This is a genomic window from Streptomyces dengpaensis, from assembly GCF_002946835.1.
Taxonomy (GTDB): domain Bacteria; phylum Actinomycetota; class Actinomycetes; order Streptomycetales; family Streptomycetaceae; genus Streptomyces; species Streptomyces dengpaensis.
Genome location: NZ_CP026652.1, coordinates 4,660,612 through 4,681,571 on the forward strand (window position 1 = coordinate 4,660,612; position 20,960 = coordinate 4,681,571).

Below are 20,960 nucleotides of genomic sequence, written 5' to 3' on the forward strand. Positions count from 1 at the left end.
GCGGCGTCGTACGTCAGCGCGGCCGGAGCCCGTGCAGCAGGTGGTGGATGTGCTCGTCCAGGCCGGCGAGGGAGGCTTCGGCGGGCAGGCTTCCGTTTGCGGTGAACGCGGCGAGTCCGTGCAGGCTGGCGGCCGCGACCATGGTGATGCGCTCGGGGTCGCCCTCGATGATTTCGCCCCGTTGCTGCGCGTCCGAGATCAGCCGCGTGATGGGCTCCGCGGAGCGGTCGACGGCGGCGGTCAGCTGTGCGGAGACGTCGGGGTCGTGCTTGCGCGCGAACATCAGCTCCAGCAGCTCCGCGTTCTCGATGGCGAATCCGAGGTAGGTCTTTGCGAGCGCGGTCAGCCGCCGCTCGAGCGGCAGCTCGGGGTCATCCGCGGCGTCCATGGCCCGGGCCATCCGCTCGAATCCGACGAGCGTCAGGGCGTCGAGCAGGGCCTGCTTGTCCTTGAAGTGCCGTCCGGGGGCGGCGTGGCTCACGCCGACGTCGCGGGCCAGCTCGCGGAGGGAGAGTGCGGCGACCCCCTTTTCACGCAAGGTGCGCTCGGCGCTGGTCAGGAGCGCGGCGCGCAGGTCTCCGTGGTGATAAGGGCGGGTCGTGGGCATGCGCACCATCGTAGCCCGATGTTGGCAATGGCAGCTTTGTTGTCGACGTCATCATTGTTGTCATTGACAGCATTGTTGGCGACGCCTACATTGACGCCATGCCCAAGACGACTGAAATCAGCAAGTGGGATGCGACCCGTCTCCCCGACCTCTCCGGCCGCAGGGCCGTCGTGACCGGTGCCAACAGCGGTATCGGCTTCGCGGCCGCCGACGCGCTGGCCCGCGCCGGCGCGCACGTGGTGTTCGCGGTACGGGACCTTGAGCGTGGCCGCGCCGCCGCCGCGCGGGTGAACGGCAGTACGGAGGTCCGCCGCCTGGACCTGGCCGACCTCGCCTCCGTACGGGGGTTCGCCGAGGCGTGGCAGGGTCCGCTGGATCTACTGATCAACAACGCCGGCGTGATGATGCTGCCGAAGCAGCGGACCAAGGACGGCTTTGAGATGCAGTTCGGCACGAACCACCTCGGCCACTTCGCGCTGACGAACCTGCTCCTGCCGCAGGTGACCGGCCGGGTGGTCACGGTGTCCTCGAGTGCCCACCGCATGCCCGGCGCGAGGATCCACTTCGAGGACGTGAACCTGACCGCGGACTACAACCCGCAGCGCGCCTACGCCCAGTCCAAGCTGGCGAACCTCCTGTTCACCCTGGAACTCCAGCGCCGTCTCACGGAGTCCGGCTCCCCGGTCCGCGCACTCGCGGCCCACCCCGGCTGGGCGGCCACCAACCTCCAGAGCCACACCGCGAATCCGGTCGCCCGGGTGAGCATGCTGATCGGCAACAGGTTCCTGGCCCAGGACGACAAGGGAGGCACCCTCCCCACTCTCTACGCCGCGACCCAGGACCTTCCCGGCGCAAGCTACGTGGGCCCGAGCGGGTTGGGCGAGATGCGAGGAGCACCGACGCTGGTGGGCCGCACGTCAGCGGCGAGCGACCCGGCGACGGCCCGACGGCTGTGGGCGGTGTCGGAAGAGCTGACCGGGGTGCGGTGGCCGCTGGCGGTAGGGGCGGCATGAAAGCCGCGTGAAGCCGCGCGAAAAGGGGTTATCGCCGGCCTGGGCTACGGGGGCCCCAACGGTCACTTCATGCCTGGCGTTCAGTGAGACTCAGAGGGTTCCTGGTCTTCCAGTCCCTCCACGAAGTGGTCGAACTCGCCCGCCTGGACGCCCAGTACAAACGCGTCCCACTTCTTCTGAGTGGTCGTGACGACGTTCTCCGGGTCGCTGGTCTCCCTGATGTAGACCAAGTCGTTGTCACCAAAGGCGAGTTCGATCCAGGGGCCGGGACCCGTCGCGTCGTCCGGGGCGGCGCGGACCCAGTCGAGGTTCGAGGGGACTTCAGCCACGGTGGTGTTCCTTCTGGAGGGTGTGGAGGAGGGTGCGGAAGGCGGCTGGGGTGGCAGTGAGTACCGCCCCGGTGGGGTCGCTGCTTTCGGTGAGGTGGATCGTTCTGGCGGTGCTTGCGGCTATGTGCACGCAAGAGTTGCCTTCCGGGCAGTAGGACGACTTCTGCCAGGTGAGCGTGGGCATCCCGGGCTCCTTCACAGGTCTTTGACGACGTTGTGGATGAATTTCTGCGATTCCTCGGGGGTGAGGGCCGCCGCCTCCATGCGATTGAGCAGTACCCGGTACTTGTTCAGCTGTGCCTCGGCGTCGAGAAATACCGGGCCGTGCGACTGGTCGAGGTTCACGGTGTCGAGCTGCGGTACTGGGCCCTCTGCGTAGTAGATCGACTGTCCGGAGCCGGGGAAGATGCGGGCGTCGAACGGGATGACGTGGATCGCGACATGCTCCCGCTCGTTCATTTCCAGGAGGTACCTGAGCTGGTCGCGGGTCACGCGAGGACCGCCGAACTTCATGCGCAGGGCGGCCTCGTGGACGATGACCTGGTGCGGGGTCGGCGGATCGCGGAAGAGGACGGTCTGGCGTTTGACCCGGAACGACACCCGGTGCTCCACGTCCGGGGGCGGTAGCTCGGGCACAGCCTGACGGAAGATCTCGCGAGCGTAGTCCGTGGTCTGGAAGAGGCCTGGGATGTGCACCGTCACGGCAGTTCGCAGCCGTGTGGCGTGGTGTTCCAGCTCGGCGAGATCCAGCATTCCGGTCGGCAGAATCTCGCGGTAATCCTCCCACCAGCCTCGCTTGCGATCGGGAGTCATGGCAGCCAGTGCCTCGACAAGAGGCTTGTCCGAGCAGTCGTAGTGGCAGGCGATGGTGCGCAGTCGGTCGGGGCTCACGCCATGGCGTCCCGCCTCCATATTGCTGACCTGGTTCTGCTTGATGCCGAGGAGCTGTGCGGCCTGCGTGGACGTCAGGCCTGCCCGCTCACGCAGCTTGCGCAGTTCAGCCCCCAGCCGCAGTTGACGCCCGGTGGGGGTGCTTCTCATGGCCAACGTTCGACTCCTTCGGCACTGCCGTGTCACCCACACGCATGAAAGATGAAGCACTTCGACCTTCTAGGTCTAACAACTTACAACTTCACGCTACGTTCTTCTCAAGGCGCCCCGCCCAGAAGCACCCCGCTCGACGGAGCGGCCGCGGTCACTGGGCACCGTAACCACACCCGACGACGCACCCAACGACACCATCCAACTCCCCTCCGTGATCGGAGACTTCCATGCCCACCGTATCCCCGCCCTGGTCCTACACCCTCCAACTCCCGCACGATCCCCGCGCCACCCTCCGTACCGTCCTCGCGGCCCACGGGCTCGCCGAACTCACCTCCACAGCAGAGCTGTTGGCATCCGAACTCCTCACCAACGCCCACCTGCACACACCCGGCCCCTACGCCCTGCGCATCCTCTCGACGGAGCCCGACCGGCTGCGGGTCGCCGTATGGGACACCGACCCGAGGGTCCCGCCCGGCTTCAGGGAAGGCACTCCCGACCCCGTACCCCCGCAGGACGCCGAGCGCGGCCGCGGTCTGCACCTCGTGCGGGCCTGTGCCGACGCGTGGGGCGTGTCCGTCTTACGGGAGCTCGGCGCGTCCAAGGGCGGGAAGCTGCTCTGGGCCGAGTGCGCGCACGCTGGATTGTCAGTGGGGTGACCTAGGGTGACAACGTGTGATCGGAACGTGAGGGAGGGGTCGCGGTGACAGAGGTCGAGCAGCGGGCCAGGGGGGCCGCGTGCACGCGTACGGGCCGGGAAGGCGAGGCGGGGGCGGAGGCCGCACAGTACGGTGGATTCACCAGTGAGTGGGATGTCGGGCCTCCCATCGACCCCGCTCGCGCAGCCGAGGAGGCGGAAGGACGGAGGTCGTGCGCCGTGCCGATGTCGTCCGTGCCGCGTATCCGTCCGAAGCCGCGCCCGGGGAATCTGCGCGAAGTCGCCGAAAAGATCGAGGAAGCGACGGGTCTGCGTGTGCAGGTTCTGGGAGGGAAACTCGTGATGTCCCCGACGCCGCGCGGCAGGCACGCGGGAGTGATCAGGAGCCTGCGTCAGCAGATTGAGCCGGTCTTGCCCGACGGCTTGGGCGCGTACGAGGTGTCGTCCGTGATGATGCCGGATGACCGTGACGACTACGCGACCCCTGATCTGGTGGTGCTGCCCGAGTCGTGGGATGTGGACGACGACTGGCTGGCCGACCCTCGCGACGTCGCGCTCGCCGTCGAGGTCATGTCCCCGTCCGAGAAGTCCAGGGACATCAGAGACAAGACCGACTGGTACGCCGTCGCCGGCGTCGCCGTCCTCCTCGTCGTCGATCCCCGTAAGGGCACCTGGGCGCTGCACACCCGCCCCGACAACGGCGCCTACAAGGACGTTCTGCCCGGCAAATACGGGGAGTCCGTCCCGCTGCCCGAGCCGCTCGGGTTCGAGGTCGCGACGGGCGGGTTCCCCGTGTACGGGAGCTGACGCGGCGGGGCGGTTCGAAGGAGACTCTTCGTCTGCCCTCGGCGTTCTTCATACACACCGGCATCGCCACGTGTGCTTTCTCCTTGTGCGTGATCATCCCGTCGTACTGGGGTCGCCTCTACACTGACCCGGGCGGACTCCCGTGCGGCGAGGGGCGGTTGACGGTGCGTAAGGCGTGGATCGTGGGGCTCTCCGCTGTCGCGGCAGGGGTCGGCTTCGTGATGCTGCTCGGCGTCGGCGTGTATATGGCGGCGGGGAACCTTGGGGGCGGGATCGGCGGAGGTTCGGTCGGGCTCGCGAAGGGGGCCGTACCCGCCGCGTACCGGACGCTCGTACAGAAGTGGGGCAATCTGTGCAGCGCCATTAACCCGGCGCTGCTCGCCGCTCAGCTCTATCAGGAGAGCGGATTCAATCCGAGCGCGAAGAGTCCGGCGAAAGCGCAAGGGATCGCGCAATTCATCCCGGGGACCTGGGCGACGCACGGAGTCGACGGCGACGGGGACGGGGACCGTGACGTATGGGATCCGAATGACGCGATTCCGTCGGCTGCCTCGTACGACTGCCGGCTTGCCTCGTATGTGAAGGACGCGCCCGGGAACCCGACCGAGAACATGCTCGCCGCGTACAACGCGGGGGCCTACGCGGTCATTAAGTACGGGGGCGTGCCGCCGTACAAGGAGACCCAGAACTACGTGAAGACGATCACGACGCTGCAGAAGAGTTTCGCCGCGCCGTTGACCCGGGTCGAGCCCTCGAAGCTGGCGGCGGGGGCGATCACATACGCGCAGGAGAAGCTCGGCACGCCCTACCTGTGGGGTGGCAACGGAACCGCTGACCAGGGCGGACGCTTCGACTGCTCGGGGCTCACGAAGGCCGCGTACGAGAGTGTGGGGATCACGCTGCCGCGTGTCGCCAATGACCAGTACAACGCCGGGCCGCACCCCAAGAGGGACGAACTGCTGCCGGGGGATCTGGTCTTCTTCTCGGACGACCTCAGCAATTCCCGGGCCATCCGGCACGTGGGGATCTATGTGGGGGGCGGGTACATGATCGACGCGCCCCGGCCGGGGGCCGTGATCCGGTTCGACCCCGTCGACACCCCCGATTACTTCGGGGCCACCCGCGTGACCGAAGATGGCGCGAAAGCATTGCCCACGACCATCTGAACCCACCCCCTGAGCTGCGACGATGTATCTCTCTTCGATAACGTCTGGGTGATCATTCAGTGGAGGGCGGAACGGAGTAGAGGGGACTGTGCGTTCCTTTTGACGTAGCACTGGCCCATGACGGCACTGGCCTATGACGCGGGCCGGGCGGATCTTGTGGATCCGGCCGGGTCGGCAGGTCTGACAGGTCTGGCTGTTCTACGACCACGGGGGTGGATCGAGCGGCGCACGAACGGTGTGCCCGCGGGAAAGACGACGAAGGAGCCGCAGCACCATGGCTGGACTCGCCGGATCCGGTTCCAACCCCGACGTCGACCTGCTCTACGACATCAACGGCCTCGCCAAGGACGCGCCGCACTGGTTCGACCGGGGCATGGAGTTCGTGGGTGAGTTCGGGCTGCTGCTCGCCTTGGTCCTGCTGGTGGTGTGGTGCTGGTGGAGCGTCCGGCGGCGCGGCGGTGCGGAGGCGGCGTCCTCCGTGGCCGCGCTGGTGTGGGCGCCGCTGGCGGCCGGTATCGCGGTGCTGGTGAACGTGCCGATACGGGGCTTCGTGGAGAGACCCCGGCCCTTCGTGGACCATCAAGACCTCGAGGTCCTCGTGTCCGGCAAGTCCGACTTCTCCTTCGTCAGCGATCACGCGACGCTCGCCATGGCGGTGGGCGTCGGGCTGTTCGTCGCCAACCGGAAGTTCGGACTCGTGGGCATCGGGCTCGCGCTGCTCGAAGGTTTCTGCCGGGTCTACATGGGCGTGCACTACCCGACGGACGTCGTCGGCGGCTTCGCCCTCGGCACGGCGGTCACCCTGCTGCTCTCCCCGCTCGCGATGGCGCTGCTGACACCTGTCACGAAGGCTGTGGAACGGGCCCCGCGCGTCGGGTGGCTGATCCGGGCGCGGGGGGCGGCTCCCTCCGGGCAGGATGCCGTGATTCCGGAGGCGGCGCCGGCGGAACAGCCCGAGGAGCGGGACCTCGCGGCCTGACCGGTGGCGTCCGGCTTGATCGGGTACGTCGCTGTCTGGCTGTTTGTGCCCCGGCCTGGTCGGTTACGTCGCTGTCTGGCCGGTTACTCCGGAGTCTGACCGGTTACGCCGTGCTCTGACTGGTCGTCTGGTCACAGCGCCTGCGGGAACGTGAAGAAGCGGTTCGGGTCGTACTGCCGCTTCAGCGCCGTGAGGCGGGTGGCCGCGTCGCCGTAGTACGCCTTGCGCCAGTCGGTGAGGGTCGGGTCGGTGTAGTTCTGGTAGGCGGCGCCCGAGGCGTAGCGGGACATGGCGGTGTGCGCGGTGGTCAGCCAGGACTGCGCGGTGGTGCCGGAGGTGCCCGCCTGCCAGGCGGCGATGTACTGGGCGAGCATCCGGGAGCGGCGGTGCACGAACGCCGTCGCGGTCGGCGAGACGCGGTTGACCGCGCCGCCCAGGGCGGTGAGCTGGATGCTGCCCGATCCGCCGCGGACCGATGACATCTGGTTCAGGAGTGTCTGGATGCCGGCCGCCGGGATCGAGCGGTCGAAGAAGTCCGAGCGGGCCGTGTAGGTCTCGCGGCCGAGGGCGCCCTGCGGGGAGCGGCCGGGCGTGGACCCGGGCAGGTGGCACTGGGCGTCGGTCGAGAAGGAGGAGCAGCCCGCGTACACCTCCATCGAGTCCTCGTACGAGCGCTTCTTGAGGGAGACGCTGCGCGCGGGGGCGCCGACCTTGTCGGCCAGGCGGTCCACGGCGTTCTGGAGTTCGCCGTAGGTGCCCAGGGAGAACGCGGCGATGGAGACCGTCGGGGTGCCGCCGGGCGCGTTCGCGAGGTGGCATGACGACCAGAGCTCGTCCGGCTGGCTCGGACCCCACTCCTGCCAGGCCTTCACCACGGCGGCGGCCTTCGCCCAGGGCCAGGTCAGGTACGCGGTGACGGCCTGCGGGGCCGGGTGGGTCCGGAAGCGCAGCTCGGTGACGACGCCGAAGTTTCCGTTGCCGGCGCCGCGCAGGGCCCAGAAGAGGTCCTTGTTGTCGGTGGCGTTCGCGGTGAGCTGTTTTCCGTCCGCCGTGATCAGGGTCGCCTGGGTGAGGCTGTCGCAGGTCAGGCCGTACGCCCGGGATGCGACGCCGTGGCCGCCGCCGAGGGTCAGGCCGGAGACGCCGACCGTGGGGCAGGAACCGGCGGGGACGGTGACGCCCTTGGCGGCGAGGGCACGGTAGACGTCGATCAGCTTGGAACCGGCGCCGACGACCGCCTCGTTCGCGGACGCCCGGATCTTGTTCAGCTTGGAGACGTCGATGACCAGGCGGCCGTTGCCGGAGGACCAGCCCGCGTACGAGTGGCCGCCGTTGCGGATGGACACCTTGATGTCGTGGGCGCGGGCGTAGGCCAGGGTGGTGCGGATGTCGTCGGCGTGGGCGACGTACGCGACCGCGGCGGGCTGCAGGTTGTCGAAGCGAGTGTTGTACAGCTGGCGGGCTGATGACCAGGTGGGGGCGCCTGGGCGGATCAGGGTGCCGTCCAGTTGGCCGGCCAGGGCGGTCCAGTTCGCGGGGGCGCGGGAGCTGGTGGGGGCCGTGCGTAGGGGTGTGCCTGGCGTTTTGGTGGTGCCGGTGTTGCTGCCGCCGCTGCCGGTGCTGCCGCCGCTACCGGTGTTGCTGGCGGTGCCGCCGGTGCATGCCGCTGTTGTTGCCGCTAGTGCGGCGGTTGCTCCGCCGATGAACGTCCGCCGTTGCATGTGTGCCTCCCCTGGGTTCCGTGGAACGAGACGAGGCCTGGGGGCCGGGGGTTCCATCGGCGGGGCAGAGAACGGTTTTTCGCCCCCTCCGCCCTTACCCGTCCCGTATCTGGGGGCTCTGCCCCCCCAGGCCCCCCCGTATCGCGCTTCGCGCTCGTCCTCAAGCGCCGGACGGGCTAAAACCTTCCGGCCGGCTGGACACCGTGGCCCTTCGCGTCCGTGCGGGCCAGGCTTCTGGCTCGGCGGGCCGGGCCTCTCCAGCCGCAGGTGCAGCGGGCCAGGCAGAAGGGGCCCTGCTCGACCGTCGACGTGAGGTGTTCCTGGGGAGAGTTGGTCTCGTCCTGGTGCGGCACATTGACAACGTTACCCAAGGCAAGTGAACGGGACGGCGTCGCGTGACGGGCGCCCCTACTCGTCGTTAACCGGAACGACAGGGAGGGCCCAGGACGGACCGGCTGGGGGTCGGCAGGCGATGGTGGCGCAGGTGGCGCGGGAGGAAGAGCGGGCTGGGCGAGGCGTCGTCGTCGCCCTCACGGCGGGGCTCATGATCTGTGTCGCCGGGTGCGCGGGCGGTGGGGCCGCCGCCGAGGACGCCCGCCCCGGTGCCGACCCTGTCGAGGTGATGCACCATGCCGCCGCCACGCTGGAGCGCGCGGGCAGCGCGAAGGCCCGTACGTCCATGGAGATGGCCACGGGCGGGACCCGGGTCACCATCCGGGGGCAGGGCGTGTACGACTTCAGGAAGCAGACGGGGCAGCTGAAAGTCCTGCTGCCGCAGGATCCCGCCGGTACGGACGAGCACCGGCCCATTACCGAACTCCTCGCCCCTGGCGCCCTGTACATGAAGAACCGCGGCGCCGGTGTCCCCGCCGACAAGTGGGTCCGCGTCGACACGGCCGGTCTCTCCGACGGGAACCTGGTGACGGGCGGCGCCACCGACCCGTACGCGGCGGCCGAGGTGCTGCGCGGAGCGCGGACGGCGACGTATGTGGGGAAGACCGAGGTGGCCGGTACTCCGGTGCGGCACTATCGCGGCACCGCCGATCTGGACCTTGCCGCCAAGAGTGCGTCGAAGGAGCAGCGGCCGGCGCTGAAGGCGGCGGCGAAAGGGTTCGCCACCGCCGAGGTGCCGTTCGACGCCTACCTCGACGACCAGGGGCGGCTGCGCAAGGTCCGCCACCGGTTCAGCTTCGTCAACGGGCAGCAGAAGGGCACTGTCGCGGTCGCCTCGACGACCTTGCTGTACGACTTCGGGGTCCCCGCCGACGTACGCCTTCCGGAATCCCGGGACATCTACGCCGGGAAGATCGCGGAATAGGCGGCGAGAAGGAGGGGAGTCGAGTAGGAGGAGTTGGGGGGCCGGAAATGGCCCTTCCGTGCCATGCGCGGTGTGTAGGCCGCTCCCTACTCTAGGAAGTCGGTGACGGCAGGAAGAGGTGATGCGCGTGGCTCCGGTCGGCGGTACGGCAGTTCAGGACCACGTGGCCCTCGCCGAGATCGAGCTGTGCGGCGATCTGATCATCGCGGCCTCGGCCGCCCACGAGGACCGGCTCAGCCTGGAGAGCATCGACGAGGTGCTGAAAGTGGCCGAAGAACGTGCCCATGAGCGGGATGCGGAGGACTAGGCCTGCTCCCGTTTCCGCTCCCGCTCCCCTGAGACCCCGGCGTGGCCCGGTCCCCGCCACGCCCTGCCTCGCGTACGCCCCCGCCGTCATCTGACGTACGCCGCCGTCGTCACGTACGCAGCAGGCGGCCGATCGCCTTGGTCGCTTCCTCCACCTTCGCGTCGATCTCGCCGCCGCCCTTGAGGGCCGCGTCCGCGACGCAGTGGCGCAGGTGCTCCTCCAGGAGCTGGAGGGCGAAGGACTGCAGGGCCTTTGTGGAGGCGGAGACCTGGGTGAGTATGTCGATGCAGTAGACGTCCTCGTCGACCATGCGCTGCAGGCCGCGGATCTGGCCCTCGATACGGCGCAGGCGCTTGAGGTGCTCGTCCTTCTGCTTGTGGTAGCCGTGGATGCCGCGGTCGTGGTCGGTGACGATTTCCTGCGCTTCGTCGGAGGCTGTCGCCGCGTCGGCCTCGGTGGTCGTCATCGCGTCCTCCCGCTAACTGATACCCCTGGTGGGTATATGATATCGGACTTTGCTGGGTATGGAGCCCTTGCTCGATGCCAGGACCGGACCCTGTGCTGATCACTGTGCTTCATGGGCGACACTGGGGGACGGCCCATTAGCCGTGGCCGGATGATGCGCCTAGCATCAGCCTGACCGAAACCGAAGCACCCCGAGGAACCCACGTGCGCTTTCGTCTGACCCCCAGGGAGACGAGCTTCTACGACATGTTTTCCGCATCCGCGGACAACATCGTCACGGGCTCGAAACTCCTTATGGAACTGCTCGGGGCGGACGCCTCCGGCCGGACCGAGATCGCAGAGCGTATGCGGGCCGCGGAACACGCTGGTGACGACGCCACACACGCGATCTTCCACCAGTTGAACTCCTCGTTCATCACGCCGTTCGACCGCGAGGACATCTACAAGCTTGCCTCGTCCCTCGACGACATCATGGACTTCATGGAGGAGGCCGTCGACCTGGTGGTCCTCTACAACGTCGAGGAACTGCCCAAGGGCGTCGAGCAGCAGATCGAGGTGCTGGCGCGGGCCGCCGACCTGACGGCCGAGGCCATGCCGAACCTCCGCACGATGGACAACCTCACCGAGTACTGGATCGAGGTCAACCGGCTGGAGAACCAGGCCGACCAGATCCACAGAAAGCTTTTGGCCTACCTCTTCAACGGTAAGTACGACGCCATCGAGGTGCTCAAGCTCAAGCAGATCGTGGACGTGCTGGAAGAAGCCGCCGACGCGTTCGAGCATGTGGCGAACACGGTGGAGACCATCGCCGTCAAGGAGTCCTGAGGCTTCGTGGACACCTTTGCGCTGATCGTGACCATTGGCGTCGCGCTCGGATTTACGTACACGAACGGCTTCCACGACTCGGCGAACGCGATCGCCACGTCCGTGTCCACGCGGGCACTCACTCCGCGGGCCGCGCTGGTGATGGCCGCGGTGATGAATCTCGCCGGCGCCTTCCTGGGGAGCGGGGTCGCCAAGACCGTCAGTGAGGGACTGATCCAGACACCCGAAGGCTCGAAGGGGATGGGGATCCTCTTCGCGGCGCTGGTGGGGGCTATTACCTGGAATCTCATTACGTGGTACTTCGGGTTGCCTTCGTCGTCCTCGCACGCGCTGTTCGGCGGCATGGTGGGGGCGGCGCTCGCGGGCGGGACGACCGTGTACTGGCACGGGGTGATCGACAAGATCATCATTCCGATGTTCCTGTCGCCTCTGGTCGGTCTGATCGTCGGCTATCTGGTGATGTGCGCGATCATGTGGATCTTCCGGCGGGCCAATCCCCACAAGGCCAAGCGGGGGTTCCGGATAGCCCAGACCGTGTCGGCGGCCGGGATGGCGCTCGGGCATGGTCTTCAGGACGCGCAGAAGACAATGGGCATCGTGGTGATGGCGCTGGTCATCGCCGATGTCGAGGACTACGGCGACCCGATTCCGGTGTGGGTGAAGATCGCCTGCGCCGTGATGCTGTCGCTGGGGACGTACGCCGGTGGCTGGCGGATCATGCGGACGCTGGGGCGGAAGATCATTGAGCTTGATCCGCCGCAGGGGTTCGCTGCCGAGACGACGGGGGCGTCGATCATGTTCACCACCGCGTTTCTGTTCAAGGCGCCGATTTCTACGACGCATGTCATCACGTCCGCGATCATGGGTGTGGGGGCGACCAAGCGGGTGAACGCGGTGCGGTGGGGGGTTGCCAAGAACATCGTTCTTGGCTGGTTCATTACGATGCCGGCGGCTGCGGTGGTGGCTGCCGCCAGCTTCTGGGTTGTGAATCTGGCGTTTCTGTAGGGGCGGCCGTGGGGGCTGAGGTCCGCGCGGGTTTCGCCTCCTCCGCCCCTGCCCGTCCCGTATCTGGAGGGCTTTGCCCCCCAGGCCCCCCTTGTCGCGCTTCGCGCTTGTCCTCAAACGCCGGACGGGCTACAACACCCCGACAAAACGAGCGGGCCCGCCCCCGGGAGCCAGGGGCGGGCCCTTCTCGTCCTCGCGGTGGCACCGCCATGCAGCACCGCGAGGGGTATGGGGGACGACGGTTTAGCCGAAGCGGCCCGAGATGTAGTCCTCCGTCGCCTGGACCGACGGGTTGGAGAAGATGCGCTCCGTGTCGTCGATCTCGATGAGCTTGCCGGGCTGGCCGACCGCGGCCAGGTTGAAGAACGCGGTGCGGTCGGAGACGCGGGCGGCCTGCTGCATGTTGTGCGTCACGATGACGATCGTGAACTGATCCTTGAGCTCACCGATCAGGTCCTCGATGGCGAGGGTCGAGATCGGGTCAAGCGCCGAGCAGGGCTCGTCCATGAGGAGGACCTTCGGCTCGACGGCGATCGCCCGCGCGATGCACAGCCGCTGCTGCTGACCACCGGAAAGACCCGAGCCCGGCTTGTTCAGGCGGTCCTTGACCTCGTTCCAGAGGTTCGCGCCCTTGAGGGACTTCTCGACGATGTCGTCCAGCTGGGACTTCTTGTACGAGCCGTTGAGCCTCAGGCCGGCCGCCACGTTGTCGTACACCGACATGGTGGGGAACGGGTTCGGCCGCTGGAAGACCATGCCGACCTCGCGCCGCACGGCCACCGGGTCGACCCCGGTGCCGTACAGGTTCTCGTCGTCGAGCATGACCTTGCCCTCGACCCGGCCGCCCGGCGTGACCTCGTGCATGCGGTTGAGCGTGCGCAGGAACGTGGACTTGCCGCAGCCGGACGGGCCGATGAAGGCCGTCACGGAGCGGGGTTCGACGGTCATCGAGATGTCCTCGATGGCCCGGAAGGAGCCGTAGTAGGCGCTGAGGCCGCTGACATCAATGCGCTTGGCCATTTGAATCACTGCTTCTTTCACACAAGGGGTACTGGTCGCTGATGGCCGCGTCAGCGACCAGTCTTGGGGGCCTTCCAGCGGGCGATGCCGCGGGCCGCCAGGTTCAGGATCATGATGAACGCGATGAGGGTGAGTGCCGCCGCCCAGGCGCGGTCGTAGGCCGCACCGGCTCCGCCGCTCTGCGAGTACTGCAGGTAGATGTACACCGGCAGCGAAGCCTGCGGGTCGGAGAACGGGTTGCTGTTGATGAAGTTCGTGACCCACACCAGCAGCAGCACCGGCGCGGTCTCACCGGCGATACGGGCGACCGCGAGCATCACACCGGTGGTGATACCGCCGATGGAGGTCGGTACAACCACCTTCACGATGGTCCGCCACTTCGGCACGCCCAGGGCCAGCGAGGCCTCGCGCAGCTCGTTGGGGACGAGCTTGAGCATCTCCTCGGTGGAGCGGACGATGATCGGCAGCATCAGAATGGTCAGGGCCATCGAGCCGGCGAAGCCGGAGTAGCCCATGCCCAGGATGACGATCCAGAGGCTGAGGATGAACAGGCCCGCGACGATCGACGGGATGCCCGTCATGACGTCGACGAAGAAGGTGACGGCCTTGGCGAGCTTGCCGCGGCCGTACTCGACCAGGTAGATGGCGGTCAGCACACCGATCGGCACGGAGATCACGGTAGCGATGCCGACCTGCTCCAGGGTGCCGAGGATGGCGTGGTAGATGCCGCCGCCGGGCTCGGAGTCGGAGACCAGGCCCATCGAGTGGGAGAGGAAGTATCCGTCGAGGACCTTCACACCGCGCTTGATCGTCTCGTAGACGAGGGAGGCCAGCGGGATGACCGCGAGGATGAAGGCGACCCAGATCAGACTGGTGGCCACGCGGTCCTTGCCCTGCCGGGAGCCCTCGACGCGCGCGGCGATGGCGTACGTACCGAGGACGTACAGGGCCGCGGCGATCAGGGCCCACTGGATGCTGCTCTGCAGCCCGGCCGCGGCGCTGATGCCGATGCCGAGGGCGATGGAACCCGCGGCGGCGGCCAGCGAGAACCACTTGGGAAGGGAGGCACCCTGCAGGGTGCTCGGCTTGCGGAGCTGCGATGCGTGGCTCATGCGTTGGCCCCCGAGAATTCCTTGCGGCGGGCGATGATCAGGCGGGCCGTGCCGTTGACCAGCAGGGTGATCACGAACAGGACCAGGCCGGAGGCGATGAGGGCGTCACGGCCGTTCTCGGTGGCCTCGTTGAACTTGCTGGCGATGTTCTGGGCGAACGTACCGCCGCCCGGGTCGAGCAGGCTGGCGTTGATGTCGAAGGTCGGCGACAGGACCATGGCGACGGCCATCGTCTCGCCGAGCGCGCGGCCGAGGCCGAGCATCGAGGCGGAGATCACGCCGGAGCGGCCGAAGGGCAGCACCGACATGCGGATGACCTCCCAGCGCGTGGCGCCGAGGGCCAGCGCGGCCTCCTCGTGCATCTGCGGGACCTGCTTGAAGACCTCGCGGCTCACGTTGGTGATGATCGGAAGGATCATGATCGCGAGCAGGATGCCGACGGTGAACAGCGCGCGCGGGGCTCCGCCGCTCCACTCGAAGATGCCGGTCCAGCCGAGGTATTCGTCCAGCCAGCCGTACAGACCGTCCAGGTTCGGCACGAGGACCATGACGCCCCACAGGCCGTACACGATGGACGGCACGGCGGCGAGCAGGTCGATCACGTACGCGATGGGACCGCCCAGCCTGCGCGGGGAGTAGTGGGTGAGGAACAGCGCGATGCCGACGGCGATCGGGACGGCGATGGCCATCGCGATGACCGACGAGACGACGGTGCCGAAGGCGAGGACGGCGATGCCGAAGACCGGCGGGCTGCCGGTGGGGTTCCACTCGAAGGTGGTGAAGAAGTTGCCCTCGTCGTTGCTGAGCGCGTTGGCGGCGCGGAGGCTGAGGAACACGGCGATGGCCGCCATGACCACCAGCAGGAAGATGCCGGATCCGCGCGAAAGGCCGAGGAAGATGCGGTCTCCGGGGCGGGTCGCGCCGCGGGCCGCACGCTTCTGCTCGGCCGGGGAGGGCTGGGGCGAAGGGGGTGGTGTGGTCTTCTGTGTTGATATATCCATCGGGGTCTCCGGTCTGCGGAGCCGTCGGTCGCGACGGCCCCAGGCGGAGCCGACGCCGGTCGGCGTCGGCTCCTGGCGGCGGTGCACCGGACGGTGCGGCCCACTTCCGTTCAGGGAGTGGGCCGCACTCTCAGGTCAGCTCAGGCCCTTGATGGTCTCGCGGACCTTGGCGATGATCTCGTCGGGGACCGGGGCGTAACCGGCGGCCTCCAGCTGGCCCTGACCGTCCTCCGAGGCGATGTAGCCGAGGAAGGACTTGACGGCGGGCAGGGTGTCGGCCTTGTTGCCCTTGTCGCAGGCGATCTCGTACGTGACCAGGGTGATCGGGTAGGCACCCTCGGCCTTCGGCGTGTAGTTCAGCTCCAGCGCGAGGTCCTTGCCGGTGCCGACGACCTTGGCCTCGGTCAGGGACTTGGTGGCGTTGGCGACGTTGACGTCGACGGGCTCGGCGGCACCGGTCTTCACGGAGACCGAGGTGATGCCCTCCTTGGCGTACGACATCTCCATGTAGCCGATGGCGCCAGCGGTCTGCTTCACCTGCTGGGCGACACCGGAGGAGCCGGACGCGGACTGGCCGCCCTTGGCCTCCCAGGACTTGCCGTGCTCGTACTTCCAGTCGTTCGGGGCGGCGGCGGACAGGTACTTGGTGAAGTTGTCCGTGGTGCCGGACTCGTCCGAACGGTGGGTGGCCTGGATCTTGAGGTCGGGGAGCTTGGCGTCGGGGTTCAGCTTCGCGATCGCCTCGTCGTTCCAGTTCTTGATCTTGTCGTCGAAGATCTTGGCCATGGTCGGGGCGTCCAGGACCAGCTTCTCGACACCCGGGACGTTGAAGCCGACGGCGATCGGGCCGACGACCATCGGCAGGTCGATGGCCTGACCGTCCGTGCAGAGCTTCTTGGACTCGGTGATCTCCTCCGGGTCCAGGGCGGAGTCGGAGCCGGCGAACGCGGTCTGACCCTGCAGGAACGCGGTGACACCCGCACCGGAACCGGTCGGGTTGTAGTTGAGCTGCACGTCCTTGCAGGCGGCCGAGTAGGACTGGATCCAGGCGTCGACGGCGTTCTTCTGCGCGGAGGAGCCGGAGGCCTGGAGCTGACCCTTGGCGTCCATGCAGTCGACGGAGCTGGCGTTAGGCGTCGTCTTGTCCCCGCCGTTGCTCTTGCCGCCGGTGTCGTCGGAGCCGCACGCCGTCAGGGCCAGGGCGCCGGAGACGGCGAGAGCACCGAGGGTGAGGGCCCGCCGGTTCATGCGCTGAAGCTTCACTTTCGGGAGTTCCTTCCAAGAGCCGCCGTCTTGTGGCGGCGTGCGGAGTCGGGTGAATTGCTGTCTGTTACGCGGAGGAGGCATCCGAGACGCACTCCGCACCGTGCAGGGCCGAAATTAGGCAGAACAGGTGAAGCCACCGATGGGCATAAGTTAACGAGAGGTGAACCCCTGTAGGCGGTGCGGTGAGGTCACGGAACGCTTACGTCGAGGACACGGGTGCATTCCAGTCACAAGAATCCAGAAGAAGACACTACGTAATCAAACGGCGCCGCACACGTTTCAGGGGTGCCGCCGATTCCGTCATGTCGTATTTGTCGCGTCCCATCGTACGAGCCCGCGCCCCGTCGTCGTACGAGCGCGCTCCGTCGTCGTAGGAGTGCGCCCCCGTCGTCGTACGAGCCGGCGTCACGCCAGATGCAGTGCGCTGAGCAGGGCGTCGACCAGGTCGCGGTCCCGGGGCTGGGTGAGGCGGAGGCGGGCCGCCGTCGGCGAGAGCCACAGGACGCGGTCGACCTCGCGGCTGGGGGTGAAGTGGCCGTCCGCGGCCTCGGCGGCCCAGTAGCGGACCTCCTTGGGGCGGCCGCCGGCGAGGTAGCGGAGCGTGGGGAGGACGGCGCCTAGGACGGCGGCGTAGCCCGTCTCCTCCTCCACCTCGCGGAGCGCCCCGGTGAGCGCGTCCTCGCCGCGCTTCAGCTTGCCCTTGGGGTGCGACCAGTCGTCGTACTTCGGCCGGTGGACGAGGCAGATCTCCAGCTCGCCGTCGACCGGGGAGCGACGCCACAGGACGCAGCCCGCCGCCTGGATCATGCCGTCCGCCATGAGACCTCCCTCAGGGGGTGCGTACCGCTTCCTTCTGCCATGCCTGCTGGAAGGCGAACCGCGCCGCCTCCACCTCGTGCCGCTGGTCGGCGTGGAGCACACCGAGCGCGTACGCCGTCGCCGGGGCGATGCGCGGGGTGCGCGCCGCCGACGCCGCGGCGGACGCCGCCTCCGCCGCGTCCCGGTGCCGGTTGAGCGCCTGGCCCGCGGCGAGCAGCCGTACGTCGACCGGGCACTGCTCGCCGTACAGGACCTCGCGGGCGTAGCGGTGCAGGCGCAGCAGCAGGCGGACCTGATGCCAGGGGGCGTCCTGCGGCTGGGGCGCGGTGTCGGCGGACAGGCCGTGCACGAGGGCCTCCGCGTTGTACGGGTGGCCCGCGGTGACCAGCGGCAGCGCGGCGACCGCGTCGGTCAGGCGGTCCGCCGCCGCGGCGGCCAGCGGGCGCAGATCGGTGGCGGCGGCCGCCGGGGTGAGCGGGACCTCGCTGGCGAGCACGGCGACGCTGTCCGCGACGGCGTGGAAGCGGGAGGAACCCAGCGCCTGGAGGGCCGCCGAGTGGGCCCGGGTACGGGCGAGGGTCAGCTGGCGGTCGAGGAGCGCGCCCGCCTTCGCCGCGCCGACGGTCAGCTGGCCCTTGGGCACCGCGGCCGGGTCCGAGCCCGTCTGGGAGGGGAGGGCGGCCGAGCCCGACAGGCGGTTCAGCGCCCCGAGCAGCCGCTCCAGGCGGGCGCTGTACGCGTGCTCGCGCGCCAGCGTGCCGGACAGCCAGGCCAGTTCGGGGCGCATGGCCTCCGACCAGTCCGGGTCGAGCAGCGGCCGGAAGGTGTGCAGGCTGCCGCTGATGCGGCGGGCCGAGCGGCGCAGCGCCCGCGCCGCGTCGCCCGACTCCTCCGAACCGTTCTCCCCCGCGCTTGAATTCGCTCGCGCGGGAGTGCCCCCACCGCCGCCGGTCTCCCGGTGCTGGCGCAGCGAACGGAGGAACTCCGTGGCCTGGGCCCGCAGATAGTCCGCGAGGACATCGCCCGCGACGGACCCGGCCGTGGGGTCGGTGGGGGGATCAAGGTGCTGCTGTGCCACGCCTGCGCCTCCGGGCGTCTATGAGCATCTCCTGGACGTTCCGCAGTGGCTGGCCATCCGGGTCGGTCGCGTGCCGCAGCCACTCGCCGTCGGGGCCCAGGTGCCAGGAAGCGGTGCTGTCGGACATGCCGGTCTCAAGGAGCCGGTTGAGTGCGGCGCGATGAGCCGGGTCGGTAACCCTGACAAGGGCCTCGATCCTCCGGTCGAGGTTGCGGTGCATCATGTCGGCGCTGCCGATCCACACCTCGGGCTCGCCGCCGTTGCCGAAGGCGAAGATCCGGGAGTGCTCCAGGAAGCGGCCGAGGACGGAGTGGACCCGTATGTTCTCGGACAGGCCCGGGACGCCGGGACGCACCGCGCAGATGCCGCGCACCCAGACGTCGACCGGTACTCCGGCCTGGGAGGCGCGGTACAGCGCGTCGATGACCGCCTCGTCCACCATCGAGTTGACCTTGATGCGGACGTAGGCGGGCCGTCCGGCGTTGTGGTGCTGTACTTCCTTGTTGATCCGTGAGACCAGGCCGTCGCGCAGGGACTTGGGGGCGACGAGGAGCCTGCGGTAGGTCTCGCGGCGCGAGTAGCCCGACAGCCGGTTGAACAGGTCGGAGAGGTCCGCGCCCACCTGCGGGTCGGCGGTGAGCAGGCCGAGGTCCTCGTACAGCCGGGCGGTCTTCGGGTGGTAGTTGCCCGTGCCGACGTGGGAGTAGCGGCGCAGGGTGTCGCCCTCCTGCCGGACGACCAGCGACAGCTTGCAGTGGGTCTTCAGGCCGACGAGCCCGTACACGACATGGCAGCCCGCCTCCTCCAGCTTGCGGGCCCACTTGATGTTGGCCTGCTCGTCGAAGCGTGCCTTGATCTCGACCAGGACGAGGACCTGCTTGCCCGACTCGGCGGCGTCGATGAGCGCGTCGACGATGGGGGAGGTCTCGGAGGTCCGGTAGAGCGTCTGCTTGATGGCGAGCACGTCCGGATCGGCCGCGGCCTGCTCCAGGAACGACTGCACGGAGGTGGAGAAGGAGTCGTACGGGTGGTGGAGCAGGACGTCGCGCTCGCGCAGGGCGGCGAAGATGTCGGGTGCGGACGCCGACTCGACCTCCGCGAGGTCGCGGTGGGTGCCGGCGATGAACTTCGGGTACTTCAGCTCGGGCCGGTCCAGCTTCCCGATGCCGAAGAGGCCGGTGAGGTCAAGGGGACCCGGCAGCGGGTACACCTCGGCCTCGGAGATCTTCAGCTCCCGTACGAGCAGGTCGAGCACGTACCGGTCGATGGACTCCTCGACCTCCAGGCGCACCGGCGGCCCGAAGCGGCGCCGCATGAGCTCCTTCTCCAGCGCCTGGAGCAGGTTCTCGGCGTCGTCCTCCTCGACCTCGAGGTCCTCGTTCCGGGTGAGCCGGAAGGTGTGGTGCTCAAGGACCTCCATGCCCGGGAAGAGCTCCTCCAGGTGGGCCGCGATCACATCCTCGATGGGGACGTAGCGGTTCGGGGAGGCCTCCAGGAAGCGGGAGAGCAGCGGCGGGACCTTGACGCGCGCGAAGTGGCGGTGGCCGCTTACCGGGTTCCGTACGACGACGGCCAGGTTCAGGGACAGGCCGGAGATGTACGGGAAGGGGTGCGCGGGGTCGACCGCCAGCGGGGTCAGGACCGGGAAGATCTGGTGCCGGAACAGGGTGAAGAGGCGGGCCTGCTCCTTCTCGGTCAGCTCGCTCCAGCGGACGACGTGGATGCCCTCCTCCGCGAGCGCGGGGGCGACGTCCTCCTGGTAGCAGGCCGCGTGCCGGGCCATGAGTTCGCGCGAGCGGGCCCAGATCATCTCCAGGACCTCGCGGGGCTGCAGCCCGGAGGCGGACTTGGTGGCCACGCCGGTCGCGATCCGGCGCTTCAGGCCTGCCACCCGGACCATGAAGAACTCGTCCAGGTTACTGGCGAAGATCGCCAGGAAGTTGGCGCGCTCCAGGAGGGGCGTGTTCGGGTCTTCGGCGAGCTCCAGAACCCGCTCGTTGAACCCCAGCCAGCTGCGCTCCCGGTCAAGAAAACGGCCCTGGGGCAGGGCGATGGCGTCCTGCGAGTCCTCGTACGCGTCGAGATCGGCGTCGATGTCGGGCTCGAGGTCGGAGACGTTCGCCGCCACGGTGTGCGGGCGGTGAGCGGCAAGGGAGCCGACGGACGGCTGTGGGTGCTGGACCTGTGCCTGGGCGCTTGGCTGGTTCATGAACCCATTCTTCCGCGCCGGGAGCGAGACCGGCGCGTCGGAAAGGGCTCGAGGCAGATCGGCGATGCGGATGATCTCGTTCCGCATGACCGGCGTGCGCTCGCTCCCTGTCGTCGGCGAGGACTCGTTCTCCGGCGGAGGCGAAGGCTCGGGCACGGCGGGCTGCATTGCTTGAGCGTGGCAAGGTCGTCTGAATCGATGGTTAAGACGACAT

23 protein-coding genes are annotated in these 20,960 nt (G+C 68.5%); 9 read left to right on the forward strand and 14 right to left on the reverse strand.

Features of this window, described 5'->3' with window-relative positions:
• Window positions 1-13 precede the first annotated feature (13 nt).
• Complete coding sequence (locus C4B68_RS21600; RefSeq protein WP_099503750.1) at window positions 14-616, reverse strand: TetR/AcrR family transcriptional regulator; 603 nt, start codon at window positions 614-616, stop codon at window positions 14-16.
• An 89-nt stretch (window positions 617-705) separates the two neighbouring features.
• On the opposite strand from C4B68_RS21600, the gene C4B68_RS21605 reads away from it, so the two are divergent.
• Window positions 706-1,620, forward strand: a complete 915-nt coding sequence (locus tag C4B68_RS21605) for an oxidoreductase (RefSeq protein WP_099503748.1) — start codon at window positions 706-708, stop codon at window positions 1,618-1,620.
• An 80-nt stretch (window positions 1,621-1,700) separates the two neighbouring features.
• Here C4B68_RS21605 and C4B68_RS21610 read toward each other — a convergent pair whose 3' ends face one another.
• The 3 genes from C4B68_RS21610 to C4B68_RS21620 are packed head-to-tail and all read right to left on the reverse strand — an operon-like array spanning window position 1,701 to window position 2,990.
• Entirely contained in the window at window positions 1,701-1,949 is a 249-nt protein-coding gene (locus tag C4B68_RS21610; RefSeq protein WP_099503747.1) for a DUF397 domain-containing protein, read from the reverse strand.
• Window positions 1,942-2,133, reverse strand: coding sequence for a DUF397 domain-containing protein (locus tag C4B68_RS21615; RefSeq protein ID WP_099503745.1), 192 nt, complete (start codon window positions 2,131-2,133; stop codon window positions 1,942-1,944). Before C4B68_RS21615 ends, C4B68_RS21610 begins: the two co-directional genes overlap by 8 nt.
• Window positions 2,134-2,144: 11 nt before the next feature.
• Window positions 2,145-2,990, reverse strand: coding sequence for a helix-turn-helix domain-containing protein (locus tag C4B68_RS21620; RefSeq protein ID WP_099503743.1), 846 nt, complete (start codon window positions 2,988-2,990; stop codon window positions 2,145-2,147).
• Window positions 2,991-3,220: 230 nt separating this feature from the next.
• Between C4B68_RS21620 and C4B68_RS21625 the strand changes: the two genes are divergently transcribed.
• From C4B68_RS21625 to C4B68_RS21640, 4 genes are all read left to right on the forward strand, one after another.
• The gene (locus C4B68_RS21625) at window positions 3,221-3,649 is read left to right on the forward strand and encodes an ATP-binding protein (protein ID WP_099503742.1); all 429 of its coding nucleotides are present in this window, start codon (window positions 3,221-3,223) and stop codon (window positions 3,647-3,649) included.
• Window positions 3,650-3,693: 44 nt separating this feature from the next.
• Entirely contained in the window at window positions 3,694-4,455 is a 762-nt protein-coding gene (locus C4B68_RS21630; protein WP_240634427.1) for a Uma2 family endonuclease, read from the forward strand.
• Window positions 4,456-4,613: 158 nt separating this feature from the next.
• Window positions 4,614-5,621, forward strand: a complete 1,008-nt coding sequence (locus C4B68_RS21635; protein ID WP_240634428.1) for a C40 family peptidase — start codon at window positions 4,614-4,616, stop codon at window positions 5,619-5,621.
• A 274-nt stretch (window positions 5,622-5,895) separates the two neighbouring features.
• Window positions 5,896-6,600 (forward strand): phosphatase PAP2 family protein, encoded by a 705-nt coding sequence (locus C4B68_RS21640; protein WP_099503738.1) that lies wholly within the window; start codon window positions 5,896-5,898, stop codon window positions 6,598-6,600.
• A gap of 131 nt (window positions 6,601-6,731) precedes the next feature.
• On the opposite strand, the gene C4B68_RS21645 is transcribed toward C4B68_RS21640, so the two are convergent.
• Entirely contained in the window at window positions 6,732-8,321 is a 1,590-nt protein-coding gene (locus C4B68_RS21645; RefSeq protein WP_099503737.1) for an FAD-binding oxidoreductase, read from the reverse strand.
• Between the two features lie 176 nt (window positions 8,322-8,497).
• The gene (locus C4B68_RS42025; protein WP_167459136.1) at window positions 8,498-8,674 is read right to left on the reverse strand and encodes a hypothetical protein; all 177 of its coding nucleotides are present in this window, start codon (window positions 8,672-8,674) and stop codon (window positions 8,498-8,500) included.
• Window positions 8,675-8,793: 119 nt separating this feature from the next.
• Between C4B68_RS42025 and C4B68_RS21650 the strand changes: the two genes are divergently transcribed.
• Entirely contained in the window at window positions 8,794-9,639 is an 846-nt protein-coding gene (locus C4B68_RS21650; RefSeq protein WP_099503735.1) for an SCO4651 family lipoprotein, read from the forward strand.
• 121 nt (window positions 9,640-9,760) lie between these two features.
• On the forward strand, window positions 9,761-9,946 hold the full coding sequence (locus C4B68_RS21655) for a hypothetical protein (protein ID WP_099503733.1): 186 nt from the start codon (window positions 9,761-9,763) through the stop codon (window positions 9,944-9,946).
• 109 nt (window positions 9,947-10,055) lie between these two features.
• Here the strand turns inward: C4B68_RS21655 and C4B68_RS21660 are convergent, their stop codons facing one another.
• Window positions 10,056-10,412, reverse strand: a complete 357-nt coding sequence (locus tag C4B68_RS21660; RefSeq protein ID WP_099503731.1) for a metal-sensitive transcriptional regulator — start codon at window positions 10,410-10,412, stop codon at window positions 10,056-10,058.
• 203 nt (window positions 10,413-10,615) lie between these two features.
• On the opposite strand from C4B68_RS21660, the gene C4B68_RS21665 reads away from it, so the two are divergent.
• Together C4B68_RS21665 and C4B68_RS21670 are read left to right on the forward strand one after the other, a co-directional pair.
• Window positions 10,616-11,236: a DUF47 domain-containing protein gene (locus tag C4B68_RS21665; RefSeq protein ID WP_099503729.1), complete on the forward strand. Its 621-nt coding sequence runs from the start codon at window positions 10,616-10,618 to the stop codon at window positions 11,234-11,236.
• 6 nt (window positions 11,237-11,242) lie between these two features.
• Entirely contained in the window at window positions 11,243-12,241 is a 999-nt protein-coding gene (locus C4B68_RS21670) for an inorganic phosphate transporter (RefSeq protein WP_099503727.1), read from the forward strand.
• Between the two features lie 243 nt (window positions 12,242-12,484).
• Here the strand turns inward: C4B68_RS21670 and pstB are convergent, their stop codons facing one another.
• The 7 genes from pstB to C4B68_RS21705 form a co-directional block, all read right to left on the reverse strand.
• Window positions 12,485-13,261 carry a phosphate ABC transporter ATP-binding protein PstB gene (gene pstB, locus C4B68_RS21675; protein ID WP_099503725.1) on the reverse strand — a complete coding sequence of 259 codons (777 nt, stop codon included), beginning with the start codon at window positions 13,259-13,261 and terminating at the stop codon, window positions 12,485-12,487.
• Between the two features lie 50 nt (window positions 13,262-13,311).
• Window positions 13,312-14,373, reverse strand: a complete 1,062-nt coding sequence (pstA, locus tag C4B68_RS21680) for a phosphate ABC transporter permease PstA (protein ID WP_099503723.1) — start codon at window positions 14,371-14,373, stop codon at window positions 13,312-13,314.
• Window positions 14,370-15,374 carry a phosphate ABC transporter permease subunit PstC gene (gene pstC, locus C4B68_RS21685; RefSeq protein ID WP_099503721.1) on the reverse strand — a complete coding sequence of 335 codons (1,005 nt, stop codon included), beginning with the start codon at window positions 15,372-15,374 and terminating at the stop codon, window positions 14,370-14,372. The genes pstA and pstC overlap by 4 nt, the downstream gene beginning before the upstream one ends.
• Window positions 15,375-15,509: 135 nt before the next feature.
• Window positions 15,510-16,637 (reverse strand): phosphate ABC transporter substrate-binding protein PstS, encoded by a 1,128-nt coding sequence (pstS, locus tag C4B68_RS21690; protein ID WP_180289319.1) that lies wholly within the window; start codon window positions 16,635-16,637, stop codon window positions 15,510-15,512.
• A gap of 408 nt (window positions 16,638-17,045) precedes the next feature.
• Window positions 17,046-17,459: an NUDIX hydrolase gene (locus C4B68_RS21695; RefSeq protein ID WP_099503719.1), complete on the reverse strand. Its 414-nt coding sequence runs from the start codon at window positions 17,457-17,459 to the stop codon at window positions 17,046-17,048.
• A 10-nt stretch (window positions 17,460-17,469) separates the two neighbouring features.
• Window positions 17,470-18,537, reverse strand: a complete 1,068-nt coding sequence (locus C4B68_RS21700) for a CHAD domain-containing protein (RefSeq protein WP_099503717.1) — start codon at window positions 18,535-18,537, stop codon at window positions 17,470-17,472.
• On the reverse strand, window positions 18,518-20,746 hold the full coding sequence (locus tag C4B68_RS21705) for an RNA degradosome polyphosphate kinase (RefSeq protein ID WP_167459318.1): 2,229 nt from the start codon (window positions 20,744-20,746) through the stop codon (window positions 18,518-18,520). Before C4B68_RS21705 ends, C4B68_RS21700 begins: the two co-directional genes overlap by 20 nt.
• Window positions 20,747-20,960: the final 214 nt, after the last annotated feature.